This window comes from Bacillus sp. VT 712, assembly GCF_001614195.1.
Lineage (GTDB): Bacteria > Bacillota > Bacilli > Bacillales > Bacillaceae_H > Priestia > Priestia flexa.
This window is the reverse complement of sequence record NZ_LWBK01000001.1, coordinates 54,046-70,769: the sequence shown is the minus strand read 5'-3', so window position 1 is coordinate 70,769 and position 16,724 is coordinate 54,046. Positions and strand designations below refer to the sequence as shown.

14 protein-coding genes are annotated in these 16,724 nt (G+C 37.9%); 4 read left to right on the top strand and 10 right to left on the bottom strand.

What is annotated here, in order from left to right:
* Nucleotides 1-10: 10 nt before the first annotated feature.
* From urtB to A2U94_RS00305, 8 genes are all read right to left on the bottom strand, one after another.
* On the bottom strand, nt 11-913 hold the full coding sequence (urtB, locus tag A2U94_RS00340; protein WP_025910054.1) for an urea ABC transporter permease subunit UrtB: 903 nt from the start codon (nt 911-913) through the stop codon (nt 11-13).
* A 76-nt stretch (nt 914-989) separates the two neighbouring features.
* Nucleotides 990-2,231 carry an urea ABC transporter substrate-binding protein gene (gene urtA / locus A2U94_RS00335; RefSeq protein WP_025910053.1) on the bottom strand — a complete coding sequence of 414 codons (1,242 nt, stop codon included), beginning with the start codon at nt 2,229-2,231 and terminating at the stop codon, nt 990-992.
* Nucleotides 2,232-2,560: 329 nt separating this feature from the next.
* A complete protein-coding gene (locus A2U94_RS00330; RefSeq protein ID WP_025910052.1) occupies nt 2,561-3,427 on the bottom strand; it encodes a 3D domain-containing protein in 867 nt (288 codons plus the stop codon).
* Between the two features lie 280 nt (nt 3,428-3,707).
* On the bottom strand, nt 3,708-4,457 hold the full coding sequence (gene nfsA / locus A2U94_RS00325) for an oxygen-insensitive NADPH nitroreductase (protein ID WP_025910051.1): 750 nt from the start codon (nt 4,455-4,457) through the stop codon (nt 3,708-3,710).
* A 79-nt stretch (nt 4,458-4,536) separates the two neighbouring features.
* Nucleotides 4,537-5,667: an MGDG synthase family glycosyltransferase gene (locus A2U94_RS00320; protein ID WP_025910049.1), complete on the bottom strand. Its 1,131-nt coding sequence runs from the start codon at nt 5,665-5,667 to the stop codon at nt 4,537-4,539.
* Nucleotides 5,664-6,260, bottom strand: a complete 597-nt coding sequence (locus A2U94_RS00315; RefSeq protein WP_025910048.1) for a DedA family protein — start codon at nt 6,258-6,260, stop codon at nt 5,664-5,666. The genes A2U94_RS00320 and A2U94_RS00315 overlap by 4 nt, the downstream gene beginning before the upstream one ends.
* Nucleotides 6,251-6,985, bottom strand: a complete 735-nt coding sequence (locus A2U94_RS00310; protein ID WP_051567149.1) for a polysaccharide deacetylase family protein — start codon at nt 6,983-6,985, stop codon at nt 6,251-6,253. Before A2U94_RS00310 ends, A2U94_RS00315 begins: the two co-directional genes overlap by 10 nt.
* A gap of 241 nt (nt 6,986-7,226) precedes the next feature.
* Nucleotides 7,227-7,841, bottom strand: coding sequence for an alpha/beta hydrolase (locus tag A2U94_RS00305; protein WP_025910046.1), 615 nt, complete (start codon nt 7,839-7,841; stop codon nt 7,227-7,229).
* 784 nt (nt 7,842-8,625) lie between these two features.
* Between A2U94_RS00305 and A2U94_RS00300 the strand changes: the two genes are divergently transcribed.
* Entirely contained in the window at nt 8,626-10,410 is a 1,785-nt protein-coding gene (locus tag A2U94_RS00300) for a transglycosylase domain-containing protein (RefSeq protein WP_025910045.1), read from the top strand.
* Between the two features lie 326 nt (nt 10,411-10,736).
* Here the strand turns inward: A2U94_RS00300 and A2U94_RS00295 are convergent, their stop codons facing one another.
* Nucleotides 10,737-12,068: a polysaccharide biosynthesis protein gene (locus A2U94_RS00295; RefSeq protein ID WP_025910044.1), complete on the bottom strand. Its 1,332-nt coding sequence runs from the start codon at nt 12,066-12,068 to the stop codon at nt 10,737-10,739.
* A gap of 262 nt (nt 12,069-12,330) precedes the next feature.
* On the opposite strand from A2U94_RS00295, the gene folE2 reads away from it, so the two are divergent.
* The 3 genes from folE2 (at nt 12,331) to A2U94_RS00280 (ending at nt 15,646) form a co-directional block, all read left to right on the top strand.
* A complete protein-coding gene (gene folE2, locus A2U94_RS00290) occupies nt 12,331-13,242 on the top strand; it encodes a GTP cyclohydrolase FolE2 (RefSeq protein WP_025910043.1) in 912 nt (303 codons plus the stop codon).
* Between the two features lie 317 nt (nt 13,243-13,559).
* Nucleotides 13,560-14,240, top strand: a complete 681-nt coding sequence (locus A2U94_RS00285) for a response regulator transcription factor (protein WP_025910042.1) — start codon at nt 13,560-13,562, stop codon at nt 14,238-14,240.
* The gene (locus A2U94_RS00280) at nt 14,237-15,646 is read left to right on the top strand and encodes a sensor histidine kinase (RefSeq protein ID WP_025910041.1); all 1,410 of its coding nucleotides are present in this window, start codon (nt 14,237-14,239) and stop codon (nt 15,644-15,646) included. Before A2U94_RS00285 ends, A2U94_RS00280 begins: the two co-directional genes overlap by 4 nt.
* A 318-nt stretch (nt 15,647-15,964) precedes the next feature.
* Here the strand turns inward: A2U94_RS00280 and A2U94_RS00275 are convergent, their stop codons facing one another.
* Complete coding sequence (locus tag A2U94_RS00275; protein WP_035320781.1) at nt 15,965-16,354, bottom strand: FixH family protein; 390 nt, start codon at nt 16,352-16,354, stop codon at nt 15,965-15,967.
* Nucleotides 16,355-16,724 lie beyond the last annotated feature (370 nt).

The window sequence follows — 16,724 nt, the reverse complement described above, 5'->3', positions numbered from 1 at the left end:
TAATCCTCCTTTAATCCAATGAGCGTGTTCGCATACTTACAAGGCCAGACGGCTTCCATTGTAAAAATGCAATAATTAGTGCAAACACAATTACTTTTGCAATGGTGGCGCTCGTTGTATATTCAATCGTTGTACTTAAAATCCCAATTCCTAAGGCGCCAATCACTGTTCCTGTCAGCTTGCCAATCCCACCTAATATTACAATCATAAACGCATCAATAATATAGTTGGTACCAATTGAAGGTCCAATTGGTCCAATAACTGTGAGTGCGCAACCTGCAAGGCCCGCAAAACCTGAACCTAACGCAAAGGCATAGCTATCTACCTTCTTGGTTGAAACCCCTAAGCAAGAAGCCATTTCTCGATTAAGCATAACGGCTTTCATTTTTCGACCAATTGCTGTTTTATAAAGGAAATAAGAAAGGCCAACTATGCTAAAAACAGCTAATGCTAAAATAAAAAGCCTTTTATACGGAAGAGTTGCCCCAAGAATACTAAATCCACCGTCTAGCCAATCGGGTGTCTTAACTGCTACATTCGGCGCTCCAAATATAGAACGAGCCGCTTGTTGTAAAATTAAACTCACTCCCCACGTGGCTAGCAAACTATCTAACGGACGATCATACAAAAAACGAATGACGGTCTTTTCAATGATTATTCCTAATACTGCGCTGATTAAAAATGCTAAAGGAATTGCTAGAATAAAATAATAAGCAAGCATTTGCTGAGGTAAATATGAAGAAACAATTTGTTGTACCACATAAGTAGTGTAGGCACCCACCATAATTAATTCGCCATGCGCCATATTAATTACATTCATTAGTCCAAACGTAATCGCAAGTCCTAACGCAATAAGAAGCATGATTGACCCTAAACTTAATCCATTAAAGAGCTGTGTAATAAAAATGGACAATAAAATGACTCCTCTCTATCTTCAAAAGATAAGATGTATACTTAGCACATCTTATCTTTTGAAAGCTTAGTAATCACTATTTTTTATTGCTGAGTGAAGCTCCCCATTCATAGCTTTCAAGGTATGGATCAGGCTTAATCGATTCACCGGATTTCCATACTTCTTTAAACTGACCGTCAGCTTGCACTTGACCGATTCGAGCTGTTTTCCAGATATGCTGATTAGCTCCTTCTATTTTCACTACTCCACTCGGCGCATTAAATTCAATTCCATCAGCTGCTTTCTTCACTTTATCAATCTCAAAGCTTCCTGCTTTCTCCACCGCTTTGGCCCATAAATATACTGCTGTATAGGCAGCTTCTATTGGGTCACCAGTTACGCGGTCATCTCCGTATTTCTTTTTATAGTTTGCTACAAATTCTTCATTTTCGGGAGTGTCTGTTGTTTGATAGTAATTCCAAGATGCATAATGCCCCTCTAATACAGAGGCACCAATTCCTCTTATCTCTTCTTCTGCTACGCTTACAGATAGTACCGGAATATCAGCAGAAGTAATACCAACATCTTTTAATTGTTTAAAGAAAGCAACATTACTGTCACCGTTTAATGTATTGAATATTACATCAGGCTTCGCGTCTTTAATTTTACTAATTAGCGTGCTATAATCTGTGTGCCCAAGAGGTGTATATTCTTCCCCAGCTAACGCGCCCCCTTCTGCTTTCAACTGAGATTTAATGACTTTGTTAGCTGTTCGTGGAAACACATAGTCTGAACCTATTAGAAAAACTTTTTTTCCTTTATTTTCAAGCAACCATGTGACAGCAGGTACAATTTGCTGGTTAGTTGTGGCGCCCGTATAGAATATGTTAGGTGATGACTCCATTCCTTCATATTGGACTGGGTACCATAACAAGCCGTTATTTTGTTCAACTACAGGCAGCATCGCTTTACGACTCGCTGACGTCCATCCTCCAAAGATTGTTGCTACTTGATCTTTTTGCAAAAGTTTTTTTGCCTTTTCAGCAAACGTAGGCCAATCAGAAGCTCCATCTTCAATTACAGGCTCAATTTTTTTACCAAGCACTCCTCCTGATGCATTTATTTCATCAATGGCCATCAATTCTGCATCGCGCAATGAAACTTCACTAATAGACATGGTTCCACTTAGTGAATGTAAAACCCCCACTTTCACAGTGTCCCCAGATGTATCTATCATCGCTTTTTGCCCTTCTGTACTAGTTGTTTTCCCGCAACCTGCAAGAACAAGCGTTGAGACTGCTATAGCTGATAAAACTGTTTTCCAACTGATTGGTTTCAATTGTGCCACTCCTTATCACATTCTAATTATTTGTGTTATAATTAGAATTAGGCATACATACCCCAATTTGTTATGCCCAATTCAAGCTTCTCACCGCCATGAGAAGCTTTTTATGTATAAACCTCCCTTCACATCATCATGTTATTTTTCCTCACATCCGATGATATTTCTAATTATAATAAATTTTCTGACAAAATCAAGGTATTTTTTGAAACCTTTCCCAGAAAGCGCTAACATTAAAGGTGTTTTTTTGTAGATTATTCGTTTTCTGTATGTAATCATAAAAAAGAGATGCCTGAAATCAGACATCTCTTTTTTCTTATACACTATTAATCTAATACTGTAATGTTAACTGTTTTACGACCCCATTGCTCTGCATCAGCTTGTGCAGGAACAAATACGTCGATTTTATTACCTTTAATCGCTCCGCCAGTATCAGCAGCGATTGCTTCTCCATAGCCTTCAACATATACTTTTGAACCTAATGGGATTACGCTAGGATCTACAGCAATTACTTTTTGGTTTGGATTTGCTTTCAAATCTACTCCCGTAGCAGTTACACCGCTACATCCTTCACAGCTAGCTGTATACGCAGTTGCTTCAACTGTTAACTGCTTACCGCTCTGTTGTGATTGTTCAGCAGGTTGTTCTTCTTTAGCTGGCTCAGGTTGTGGGGCTGGTGCAGCAGCTTCCTGAGCTGGCTCTTGTTTTTGTTCAGCTTCTGGTGCCGGTTGTTCGGCTGGTTCTTCTTTAGGCGCCGGCGCAGCTTCTTGCACTGGTTCAGCTTTTGGTGCTGGAGCTGGTTGTGCTACAGCTTGTGAACCTCCACTTGTTTCAATAGCAAAGACCTGACCTGGAATGATAAGATCATTTCCTAATCCGTTCCAAGCTTTAATTTGCTCTACTGTTACGCCATACTTTTGGCTGATTGACCATAATGTATCGCCGCGCTCAACTTTATGTGTAATTTCTTTTATGATTGATACATTTAAATTTTGTTCTGGATGAATAATCGTTGATGTTAAGTTATTTGCATCTTTTAATTCGTCAACGCTCACATCGTGGTTTTGAGCGATGCTCCATAACGTATCACCTTTTTGGACTTGATACGTGTCGTTTCCACTTGCAGATGCTCCACCTGCAAATCCTGCTGAAAGGATTGCTGTTGTTCCTAGAGTAAATATAAATTTCTTCATTTACGAATACCTCCTTATTTACTCAATGATTGAATGATATCACCTAGAGATTGCACAGCCATTACAGGAACATTCAACTTCCATTACAAAAATAACGCTTTTTTAACATGAAACTGTAATATTTCTGATAATTTGTCCATATGCTTCAACACTTTCTATTTATTTGTTGTTTTTTACAAACAAACCCTCCTATTCCTTTTTATTCATAAAAAATGCACCCTAATTGCTAGAAATCTCTAACAACTAGGGTGCATTTCATCAATTGCATATAACTGGTTATTTATTTTTTATTAAAGCCTTGCTTCTCTACGTACTCTTTCATATACATACGCGTTGGGTTCGATAGCATATGAGCCATTTGACCAGTCCACGTATCGTTTCTTTTTCCATTCGTACGCTCATTATAATAAGAAGAAATTTGTTCATCATAGGCTTTTAATTCTTCAATAAACTTATTTTGATCTTGCTCGTATACTTCTTCATGATACACATTAGCTTGAGGTAAACGAGGCTTTTTATCCGTATCAGCAGCCGGGTATCCAATCGTTAAACCGAATAGAGGCAGTACGCGACCAGGTAGCTTTAATAATTCTTGAACGTCTTGAAGTTGATTTCGAAGACCGCCAATATAACAAATTCCAAGGCCCATTGACTCCGCAGCAACCGAAGCATTTTGAGCTGCTAAAGCTGCGTCTATTAAAGCAACCATGAATTTTTCGGCACTTTCAAGGGACTCAGATAAATCTTTACCTTCTATTTGAGCAATAACATCATGCCTATGCAGGTCTGCACAAAAAATAAGCAAGTGACCATTTTGAGCAACATACGGTTGATTACCCGCTAATTCAGCTAAGCGATTCTTGGTTTGTTGATTTTTAACTCCAATAATTGAATATGCCTGTATATAGCTTGATGTGGATGCTGCTTGAGCACTTTCTACGATCTTATGAATTTGCTCATTCGTTAAAGGTTTATCCTGGTATTTTCTAACAGAGCGATGACTTAAAATTGTTTCAATAACTTCGTTCATTTTTCAGAACTCCTTTTTCATTTTAATTCATTCGCTTCTTAGTATAACGAACATTTTCTTTTTTCAATATTTTTCTGCTTTATAACCGACTCTTTGTTGTTTCGTATTCATATAGATGAAACTGGTTCGCCAATACGTCAGAAACCGAGTACTCAATGCTTTCAATGTATTCATCCATTCTTCGTAGTAGCCGGTTGCGCTGCACATCATTTTCAAGCACTTCCACCAACTGATCTTCAAGCAGCTGTGCTTTGTTAAGAGGCATCAATAAACCCTTTCTTTTTAACGTTTGAATATTAACTTGTTCTTGTCCTGGAAGTGAAGAATGAATAAAAATCGGTAGGCGTTTACGTAAAGCTTCACTAATGGTAACACCACCCGCTTTTGTCACAACTGCACTAGCTTGTTCATATAAGCAATTCATTCTTTTTCTGCAAGCAATATACGGAAGGGGTGTAATGCTTGGATGATTTAACTTTACGAGCTCTTGAAATAGCTTTTTGTTGTTTCCGCATAGTACCACATATTGATAAATACTATCGTAGGGAACAGAGCTAAGCATTTGTTTTACATTACCAAGCCCCGCATTCCCTCCAGCTATTAGAATCATCTTTTCAGATTTTAAGTCTATTCGTTTATTCGTAAAAGCAGCATGAACTGGAATTCCAGTCACATAAATGTTACGAGCAGGCACATCGTGAATACTTTGTAAAAAGTTTTTTGTTTCCTTATCAGGTACACAATGAATATCTACACCATTTTTCCCCCACACATCGCTTACTAAAAAGTCAGTATAGATATTAACAAGGGGTGTATCAATGATTCCTTTTTCTTTCAATCCGCTAATGACACGCGAAGGAAAGCTGTGAGTGCAAACAATAACGTCTGGCTTCTCAGACTCAACTAACCGCTTCATATTGTATTCAATAATCGGCCAGCTCTTAACAACAAAATCATCACATGTATGATTCTCCACTTTATAGACGTGTTCGTGATAAAATTTCTCAAACTGCTTTGGAAACATAGAAATCCATTTCATATATAAAGATGAAATTAACTGTTCAAGAGGTTTGCTCCAGTAACTTAGGCAATCAATCTTTTTCACAGAAATTTGCTTATAATTTGCCACGATTATTTCCATTACAGCATCCGCTACCTGATGATGTCCAGATGCCCTCTTAAACAAGGGCAAAAATAAAATCTTTTTCATGAATGATCACTCCCTTTAAAGCGGGTGCTTCGCTTTTTTCGCAGCTGTAGTATAACGTAAACAACAAAAAATAAAATGGCTCCCCCGACAATAATTGAAATATGAACTTGATCTCCAACAAAATAGCCTAGTAATAAAAAAGATAGTACCCATACAATTCCGCCTATTACGGAAAAACAAACATATAATAAAAAAGGATAATGACTAATTCCTGCAAGGTACGGGCTAATTTGCCGAAGACCAGGAACAAATAAGCCAAATAAAATTGTCCACTTTCCATGCTTATGAAACTTCTCACGAGCAGCTTTTAATTTTGGTTCAGTTAGTCCAACATACTTTCCATACTTACTAAAGAATGGGACTCCTGCATATCTACCCAGCGCATAAGCTACCAGCATACCAACGATAACACCTAGGCAGGCATAGATTGTTGATGAATACAACAACAGCTGGCCTTTTGCAATAAACATTCCAAGAATAATTAAGAATGACTCTTCAGGAGCTGGAATACCAACAATCCCGCAAAATAAAATTAAAAATATTGTGGTATAACCAAATGCATTAATATAATGTGACACCATTGTTAATTCCACGTGCTTGTTCCTTCCTTTTGTAATTCAGAGAGCGTCTTACTATTCATCTTGTGCTGCTTGGCATATGGAATGAATTCTCTCAAAGCACCAATTGTATGCTCTGGTGCTTTTTCATCTGCTCCTTTTGTTTCTCCATTATCATGCAACACATAGACTGCGCCACGTTTTAATTTACTCTTCATCTCAGCTTCTAATGCTCTTTTTGTTTTCTTAAGCGACCAATCTCCAAATATATTAGACCAAATAATTGTATGGTAAGGTCTTGCACACCAAATGCTAAATAAATTCAAGTGCCCCCATGGCGGACGATAAAATATGGGCTCTACTCCAGCTGCTTCTATAATAACATCTTTACACATTTGAATTTCTTTCTTTAATCGACCTGGTGTTAAAAACCAGGCACTTACATGATTATAATGATGGATACCAATTTCATGCCCTTCCATGACCATTCGTTTAAGTAGATCGGGTTGTTCTTCTGCAATTGACCCTACTACAAAAAAAGTTGCTTTCATTTCATGTTCTTTTAGCAAATTTAAAATCTGAACCGTATATTCTCTGTGAGGCCCATCATCAAATGTTAAAGCAAATGATTGAGCTCTCTTTACATTTATATATACGTTTGGATGAAACCACCGGTATAAATAGGTTGGGAATACTGCATACAAAAGCCAACAAAATCCAATTACTAATGAAACAACCAAAAACCATTTTATTACAATCATTCCAAATTACCTCATCCTTAATATTCTTTCATTATAACGTTTTTTTAAGTCTTTTGTTTCATTTTTTAAACATTTTCATCCTAACAAGCTTGATAGTACTGTGCAACTCAAAAAAAGGATGGGATATAACTAAATGAGCTCTTCTTAAAGACGAATCAACAAAAAATCCGAACCATAAAAGAGCTAACTCTTACTAGTTCGGATTTATCATTAACTGAAATAGTTACGTCTCAGCTTCTTTTTATTTACTTTCATGAATGCGTCTATACCATGCTTTTGCCGCTTCTACTTCTGTTCGCGTAAGCTGATGACCAAAAGACTCCCAGTGAACGTCGACAGTAGCTCCTGCACCTTGAAGAAGTGTTGTTAATTCTTTCGTTTCGTCCGCTGGACAAATTGGGTCGTTTACTCCTGCACCAATAAAAATCGGAATACCTTGTGCATTAGGTACTTTAATATCTCTTCTTGGTACCATCGGGTGGAAAAGCACTGCACCTTTTAATGACTGTTCATAGTGAAACAGTAAGCTCCCCGCAATATTAGCACCGTTTGAATAACCAATTGCTATAATATTCTTCCTATCAAAGGCATATTCTTCAGCTGCTTCGTCTAAGAAATTATTTAGCTCTTTTGTTCGAACTGCTAAATCTTCTATATCAAAAACACCCTCTCTTAAACGCTTAAAAAATCTCGGCATCCCTTGTTCTAATACGCTCCCTCTAACCGATAACACAGACGCTTCAGGGTCAATCATTTCTGCAATTGGCAACAAATCCTCTTCTGTTCCACCCGTTCCGTGAAGCATTAGCAAAACTGGCTTTTTACTATTTATTCCTTGTTTAAAGATATGTTTCATCTCTCTCTTCACTCCTCTGCATATAAATATCTCGAATTAAAGATATTTATTATTATACGAACTCTTCTTATAAATGTAAAGGTGTTGCTCAATACACAACCTTAAATAAATTGAACATACTAACAAGCACTTAAAACGGCAAATTCTTATCAATTATGCATTGAATAGTCCATACATCGCATGACTAATTATTCATTACAAGGTTTTCTCTTATCTTTTAATTTTACTGTTGCTCAACATTTCACAGCTTTTTGTAATAAACCCCCTTTCTCTTGTTAATATTTTCTATATTGTACCGATAGTAGTAAATGACCTAGTGTTGAACGATTACTTTTACTATTTAAAATAACGCATGAAGAAGCAATACCTAGCGTAATTAGATATTGTTTTATTTGACAAACCAAAATTTATGGGTACACTAAATGCAAGATGTATCCGTCTTGTTTAAGTTTGTTGTAAACAAGAAAAATTTAACTTCTTTTGTTGTAGAAGACTGTACTATTGAATAAGATTATGCCGATAAGTATAGGCAACCTCTTCAATAAGTATGCGTACAAGTGTAAACCAACCTTAACAATTAAAAAGAGTAACTAGTTAAACCATCTCTAGTGAAACAAACAACCACCGTTGTCAATAAGCTACATAAAGGACATGCCATGATTAAGGTTATCAAAAACCCTTTCTCTTCATGCTTACACTCTATGTGCTAACTTACCATAAGGATAGAAGTTAAAGCTCTATCTTATTGAACACGGAATTATTAATTAGTGTGGAGTGAGAAACCATGAGAAAATTTATTCTCGCTGTTTTAACCGTTATTCTAGTGATCCTTCTTGGTGTCACTTATGTGTTAAAGCAATTTGAACAAACAGCTAGCTTATCATACAGCAAGCTGCAGGCTGTACAAAGCACTGTCATTTACGACAAAAATAATCGACCACTTGATGAATTATATAAGACGGTTCCAAGACAAAATGTGTCCATTGACGAAGTGCCTGATCATGTCAAAATGGCATTTGTTGCAACAGAAGACCGTCGCTTTTATGACCATTTTGGAATTGACATGCAGGGAATTGCGCGTGCTGTGTTTAAAAATGTCATCACGATGAGCAAAGCTGAGGGTGCAAGTACTATCACCCAACAACTTGCACGAAACTTATATCTATCTAACGATAAAACGTTTAAGCGCAAGTTTGACGAAATGCTTTTATCAATCGGACTTGAAAAGCAGTTTTCAAAAGATCAAATTTTAGAACTATATATGAATCAAATATATTTTGGTAGCGGCGTATATGGTATTGGAGCCGCATCTCAGCTTTACTTTAACAAAGACGTATCCCAATTAAGTGTTGGTGAAGCGGCACTGCTAGCTGGACTTCCAAAAGCGCCAAGCACATACTCACCTGCTAGTAGCACAGAAGAAGCAACCAAGCGTCGAAACGTCGTTCTCCAGCTTATGTTAGACCAAGAAGTCATTACGCAAGATGAGTATAATCAAGCTATCAATGAACGAATTGTCAAGCCTGACGTAACGTTTAAGCAACGAAATAGTCATCAAGCTTTCGTAGACTATGTTGTTCGTGAAGCTGAGAAAACGTACGGTGTTACGGCAGAAGATTTATACAAAGGCGGCTACGAAATTTATACTGATTTCGACCCACTTCTACAGGAATCCATTAATCGCTCCGTAACTAATCACGTGTTTGCAGACGATACGGCATCACACAAAGTAGAAGTTGGAATCGCCGCTATCAATCCAAAAACAGGCGGTATATCAGCTATTTACGGTGGGCGAAATTATCAAACAAACGGACTAAACCGAGCTACAATCGGTTACCAGCCTGGATCAGCTATTAAGCCCCTTGCTGTTTATGGGCCTGCGCTTGAAACTGGCGACTACAGCCCAACAACTACTCTTGTGGATGAGCCGGTAGACTTTAATGGCTATAAGCCTCAAAATGCAAGCGGTCGCTATCTTGGAGAAATACCGATGCGAGAAGCCATTGCTCGTTCAGTCAATACAACAGCCGTATCGCTTTTAAACGACATTGGCTTTAGAGATTCGTTCGACTTTATGGAAAAAGCTGGACTTCCTTTAACTGATAAAGATCGAAACTTATCGCTAGCTTTAGGAGGAACCACAACGACTTTCTCTCCTCTTCAATTAGCGCAAGGCTACTCAGTCTTTGCAAACGAAGGGAAAATGACGAAGCCTTATGCGATTAAAAAGATTCAAATGCGCGGTGGCGAAGAACAAGAACCAGAGATTGAAACAGAAGAAGTCATGAGTCCACAAAACGCGGATACAATGACGTCCATGCTTGAAGATGTTATTGAAAAAAGCTATGGTACAGGAGCTAACGCTCGTTCTTCTAAGGATGCCGCTGGTAAAACTGGTACAACCCAAGATTATGGAGACGCTTGGTTTGTTGGCTATACGGACGAAGCTGTCATCTCTATTCATACAGGGTTTGAAAAACAGAAAACTGATAAGAAAAGAAAGAAATTAACAAGCGGTGGTGGCGAAGACCCTGCTAAATTATTTAAATCTATTATGGATAGTTGGTAAATCTAAAAGAGGCTGGGACATCAGTAATTCAGCCAATGTTAAACCTGAACGGTTGAGAGCTCCTCACTTTCAATCGTTCAGGTTTTTTTGATTGTGCAAACAATGTTGGAAACAGGGTGGAATGGATCGTAGGATACTCGACTCCTGCGGGAAAGAGAGGGAAACCTGAGGTCCCGCAGCCCAGCGAGGAAGCTCACGTTCCTCCCCGCGGAAAGCGAGTGGCTGTAGCGCAATGGAACGAACGTGTTCTGACAACGTAAAGAGGTGAGAAAAGGGATTGTTCGTCTTTTTTGAAAATTTGTTTTGTTATGTCCCACCCTCATTTTTTATAAAATTGTTTTATGTTTTTTAAGCGAAAAAAACGAAACGTTAATGACTCGACAGATTGTGACGTAGTGTAAAAGCGTCAATACAACGATACCAGCATTCATACCGATAATAACTCCTGTCATGCCAATCGTTGGCTGCGAACCGAGTACAAACATAAGTGAAAAGGAAACAACGTGAGACCAAATCGTATGAAATAGCGCATCTTTCACGTACCCTAACCCAATTAAGTAGGCTTGAAGCGGAATGGCAAAGAAATGAAACAGAAAATATGGCCACAGTGCCTGCAGATAAAAAACAGCTTCTGTGGAATGAAAGAATAAGCTCGTTAATGGCTCCGCAAAAATATACATAACCAAAACAGATGGAATACCGTAAATAAACGTAAGCTGCATACTTTGGAGAAGCAGCTTTTGCAATTGCTTTTCTTGATCCTTTGCGTGTGCTTCAGATACCGCAGGAATAAGAGCTACTAAAAGAGAATGAGCAAAAAATGCTGGAAAAAACCCAATGCTCATCGCTACTCCTGTGAGCATCCCAAAGTGCTGCGTTGCACCGCTAAGCGTCATCCCTGACAAAATAAGAGCATGCTTAATCAAAAATGGCTGGATAGCATTACAAATCGCATTAAACAAGCGCAAACCAGTTGTTGGCAACGAAACGCTCAGTAGCTTCTTTCGAACATCTTGAGAGGTTAATTGTGCTCTATGCCCTCTTGTAATGACGTTCAATTGAGTCACATACGTGATAAAAAAATAAAGTAAGATAACAGCTTCTGTTCCAATTAAGGTACAGATAGCAATGAACAGAGAAGTTTTCACATCTGTAAACTGAAACATTTGAAAAATAACAAATAAGATTGTTAATTGAAAGGCTTTTCGGATAAAGTTTGAAACCGCAATGGTTGACATACTGTTTTTTCCGGTAAAATATCCCCTCAATACGGCCGAGAAAGAGACAATTGGAATAAAGATTAATACGGCCCACTTTAAGTAGGGATGGTAATGTGTAAAGAAAGGAAAAAAAGAAACAACACCAAACGTGACGAAAAAAATAACGAGGCTTAATACCGTTGCAAACGTGGTGGCATGCTTCATCATATTGCGATGCTCATGTCGATTATGTTCTGCAATAAACTTTGAAATAGAAATCGGCAGCTCTAAATTTGCTACTGTGGCAACGAGAAAAATAATAGGGAGAACCGTCATATACATCCCCATTCCCTCTTTGCCAAGCTCTCGTGCTAATACCATATTCACTAAAAATTCAATGAGCTCCCCTGCAAAAGCAGCTCCTGCTAAGATAAATGTTCCTTTTAGAAAAGTATTCATCTACTAATCTCCTCAATTCTTGTCCTACCTACATGTATGACAACAATCTAATTATCAATTTCTTTAGATAACCCTTCTATACTTTGTCCTACTTTCATGTTATGTTCACCTTATGAGAAATAGAGCAACTTTATGCCTGTTTGGCACAGAGCACTCCATTTTCCTAAATTAATCATTGCAAGAAAAGAACAAAGTAGGTTAAAATTTTTCCAGATTCATATTTTTAGCGACCACCTTCTCTTAGGTGAAAGGAGAAAGAGCCATGACAACGATGACAACAATAAACTTACCTTCAAAGCAAGAACGCCATAAACTATTCGGTTCAGTAGATCCTGGCCCAAAAACAAAGCCCACTAAAAAAGAAGAAATGGCTGATTTACAAAATAAAAAGAAAGATTTTTTATTTGATATTCAAGCGGTTGGTGTTTCCAACGTTAAAATACCTGTAAACATATATGCCCCAGGTGGAGCTACGCCTACAATCGCTACTTTCACTCTCACTTCTTCTATTCCGAAGGATTCAAAAGGCACAAACATGAGTCGCTTTACGGAACTTTTAGAAGAGTATCGCAAGCGCAGTGAGTTGAATTTAACGTTTGCTTCCCTTACTTCATTTGTAACGGAACTCTCTGATCGCCTACGTATCCCTGATGCTAAAGTAGAGATTTCATTTCCATGGTTTTATGACCAAGTAGCACCTTCTTCAGGATTATCAGGTCTTAACCATTCTGAAGCTCGTTTGAAAGTTTCTTACACAAAAGAAGCTGGTGTGACGTTTGAAGTTGGATTAACAGCTGTTGTAAAAACACTCTGTCCTTGTTCAAAAGAAATCAGTGAATATAGCGCTCATAACCAGCGTGGCTACGTATCGATAGATGTTCGGTTAGCTGATTCAATCAATGATGCTATTGACTGGAAACATGCTTTATTAGAGGCCATCGAATCAAACGCAAGTGCTAAAATCCACCCGATTCTTAAACGTCCAGATGAAAAAATGGTCACTGAACAAGCATATGAAAATCCACGATTTGTTGAAGATATGGTCCGCTTAGTAGCTGCTGACTTATACGAGTATCCATTTGTAGAAGCCTTTACTGTATCATGTCGTAATGAAGAGTCTATTCACTTACACGATGCTGTTGCAACGATTACATTTGACAAACAGCCCTGCTAACTAATAAGGGTGAGACATAGATATTTCAGTTAATGCTAGGTCCGAACTATAGAAAGTTAAATACTTTTGGTAGTTCGGATATTTTTTTGCTGCTTCGGAACACAATTTAAAAAAACTAGCTCCATCGAACGGACGTATTCTCACAACTTATACTATTTAGAAACGGCATGGTTTGTTTTTGAGAGAGAATTGTTTCGTTATATTACAATCTCTTCACAAGCTACAATAAAGCAAACGATTGCAAAAGTTCACTGATTTCTCACATATTTCCGATATACTAAAAGAAGAACTTTATACTGAGAAAGGGCATGATGAAAATGCAAAAGCCAACTATATTAATTGTCGATGATGAACAACAAATGCGACATTTAATCAAGCTATCTCTTCAGCGAGAAGGCTATATGTGCATCGAAGCTTCAAATGGAGAAGAAGCATTAGATGAATTAGCTCATATGCTTCCTTCCCTTATTCTCATCGACGTGATGATGCCAATCATGGATGGGTTTACATTAGCTGAACGAATAAGAAGCGTCCACCCATCTATTCCAATCATCTTTTTGACTGCACGCGGAGATGAATTTGATCGTATACATGGATTAAAGATTGGAGGGGACGACTACATTGTTAAGCCGTTTAGCAGCGGAGAACTAATAGCACGTATTGAGGCTGTCCTCCGCCGTACAACTGCACTTCCACGTTCAGTTGAAGTCTATCAGCGATTTGGAAACGTTAAAATCAACAAGCTTGGTCGAACTGTATATGTAAATGATGAAGCGATATCGCTGACGTTAAAGGAGTATGAACTACTCGTCTATTTATGCAACCACATTGGACGAGCCTTCACACGTGAACAGCTGCTACGTCAAATTTGGGGACTAGATTACCTAGGAAGTGAGCGTACCGTTGATACTCATATCAAAACGCTGCGCTTAAAGTTAAAAGCGGAAGGTGACTTGATTCAAACCGTATGGGGAATCGGTTATAAAGCAGAAGTATGAAAAAGCTTTCACTTTCTCTAACAACCAAGCTCCGCTTATTAATAAGCGGCCTTCTATGTTTTTCTATCGTATTTTCATTTTTATTTATTCAGTTTCTTTACGAATCACTCTATGTAGACAAAACAGAAAGCTCACTTGTAGCAGAAGGCCAACAAATTGCTGCTCACTATCACACAGGTAAAATTTCCGATTTTTTAATTGGAAACGTGAACTGGCATAATACAGTCTCAGAAGCGGAAATTTTAATTTTTAATAATCCCGAAGAGCTGAGTGGATACTCTCCATTTTCTAAAGAAGATAAGCCTATTATTTCAAAAGCAGAACGAAAAAAACTCTTAAAAGGCGAATACATTGTTAAAAAAGGCTACGAAGAAAAATTTGAACGCAATCTTATTGGTGCTATTGTACCGCTAATTGATCAAAAAACAAATGAGCTAGCAGGTATCGTTTACCTATATGTCCCTTTAGCTTCATTGAATGAAGTTTTTACAAAAGCAGCAAAAATCTTAGCGATTGTCGCAGTTATTACGTTTATTTTTCTATATTTAATTGGTAATCGGATTACAAAAGCAATTGTGAATCCATTACAGCGAATGAAAACTTTTTCAAATGAAATTGCAAAAGGAAACTTTTCTATACGTATACCTTCTACCAGCAATGACGAAGTTGGTCACCTTGCTGAAGCGTTTAACTCCATGGCATCTTCCTTAAAAAAAAGTGATGAACAAAAGCGTGAGTTTCTTGCAAACGTCGCTCATGAACTACGCACACCGCTTAGCTATATAAAGGGCTACAGTGAACTTTTACAAGATTCAACTATGAGCCAACAAGAACGAAACGATTATTTGCACGTAATACAACGAGAAACGACAAGAATGAATGCACTTGTTCATGATCTTTTAGACTTATCTCAGCTTCAATCCGAAACGCTCACCATGACAAAGTCGCCTCTTGTTTTGGCTCAGCTTATTAATGAAACGCTTGACGTTTTAGCCATTAGCATTGCTAAAAAGCGGTTAACAGTTTCAGCCAACTTAGATGAAGATATTATCATGAATGCAAATGAACTCCGTTTAAAACAGGTATTCTATAATCTGATTCATAATGCAATTCGTTACACGAATGCGGAAGGACACATTGACATCTCACTTTCCCATGATGAAAATAAAGTTGACATCAACGTAACTGATACGGGAATCGGCATATCAAAAGCAGATTTAAGTCGCTTAGGAGAACGTTTTTTCAGAGCGGATAAAGCTCGGACTCGCGACAAAGGTGGTACGGGCCTTGGATTAGCGATATCTAAGGAAATTATTCATTATCACGATGGAACCTTAAACTTTAAAAGTAATCTTGGTCAAGGAACTACCGTTACAATTACGTTTCCTTACGAATCTTTCCAATAGAGAGTTTGAGACATAACAAAATGAGTGCTTCTAAAAGACGAACACTAGCTGTTCCCATCTCTTTGATTTGTCTCAACTCGTTCGTTCCATTGCGCTACGGCCACTCGCTTTCCGCGGGGAGGAACCTGAGCTTCCTCGCTGCGCTGCGGGATCTCACGTTTTCCTCTCTTTCCCGCAGGAGTCGAGTGTCCTACGCTCCATTCCACCCTGTTTCCAACATTGTTTTCACAATCAACCAAAAAACCTGAACGATTAAAAGTTATGAACTCTCAATCGTTCAGGTATAGTAAGGACTGAACTACTTATGTCTCAGTCTCTTCATTTTACTTCCACACGTATTTTAGGCATATTATGAGAGTCTTTTGCCGTTACGTGCGATTGAACTGTATAAATTCCAGGCTCTTGAAAATCCGTTTCCACTTCGTATATGCCGTCCTTGCGATGTTTTGCTTCAATCATTTCCCCTTGTCCCTCTGCATTTTCTTTCTCAATTTCAAATTGTACGTCATCTGCGTTTTCAACTTTCTCATCACCATATGTAACAACCGCTTTAAAGATAACGGTTTCATCTTTAGATACTTCAGATGGACCATTCAGCTTCACATCTAGCATTTTAGGTTCAGCACTCGCTTCTTGCTCTTGATCTACCCCACACCCCATTAGAAAACCACATATACTTACTAGACATACAATTTTCTTTGCGTTCAATTTGACCGCTCCCTTCCATATAATCCCCTCATTATTTACTATAAACTGTAAATGTGAGAAAATCATGAAGTTTTTGCAAAATTTCATGATTTACAAAACATAAGCTGTCTATTATTATAAATAATAATAATTTCGATTTGTTTTAAAGAAGAAGGTGTTTTTATGTCTTCTCTGCTAGTTGTAAATAGCCTTGCATATAAGTACAGTCATTCATTTTACGAAGTGCTTCATAAACTCAAACAGAGCTTGAACATTCCTATCTTGTTTATAACACAACAGATACCTAAACAACTTCATACTTCTATTACATATCTAGAAGATCAATCCTTGAGTTTGGGACATAACAAAATGATGGCTTCTAAAAAACGAA

Excerpts from the sequence above, each read along its gene's own strand:
- A2U94_RS00330 (WP_025910052.1), bottom strand. The coding sequence starts at position 3,427 with ATGAAGAAATTTATATTTACTCTAGGAACAACAGCAATCCTTTCAGCA.
- nfsA (WP_025910051.1), bottom strand. The coding sequence starts at position 4,457 with ATGAACGAAGTTATTGAAACAATTTTAAGTCATCGCTCTGTTAGAAAA.
- A2U94_RS00320 (WP_025910049.1), bottom strand. The coding sequence starts at position 5,667 with ATGAAAAAGATTTTATTTTTGCCCTTGTTTAAGAGGGCATCTGGACAT.
- A2U94_RS00310 (WP_051567149.1), bottom strand. The coding sequence starts at position 6,985 with ATGATTGTAATAAAATGGTTTTTGGTTGTTTCATTAGTAATTGGATTT.
- A2U94_RS00305 (WP_025910046.1), bottom strand. The coding sequence starts at position 7,841 with ATGAAACATATCTTTAAACAAGGAATAAATAGTAAAAAGCCAGTTTTG.
- A2U94_RS00300 (WP_025910045.1), top strand. The coding sequence starts at position 8,626 with ATGAGAAAATTTATTCTCGCTGTTTTAACCGTTATTCTAGTGATCCTT.
- A2U94_RS00295 (WP_025910044.1), bottom strand. The coding sequence starts at position 12,068 with ATGAATACTTTTCTAAAAGGAACATTTATCTTAGCAGGAGCTGCTTTT.
- folE2 (WP_025910043.1), top strand. The coding sequence starts at position 12,331 with ATGACAACGATGACAACAATAAACTTACCTTCAAAGCAAGAACGCCAT.
- A2U94_RS00285 (WP_025910042.1), top strand. The coding sequence starts at position 13,560 with ATGCAAAAGCCAACTATATTAATTGTCGATGATGAACAACAAATGCGA.
- A2U94_RS00280 (WP_025910041.1), top strand. The coding sequence starts at position 14,237 with ATGAAAAAGCTTTCACTTTCTCTAACAACCAAGCTCCGCTTATTAATA.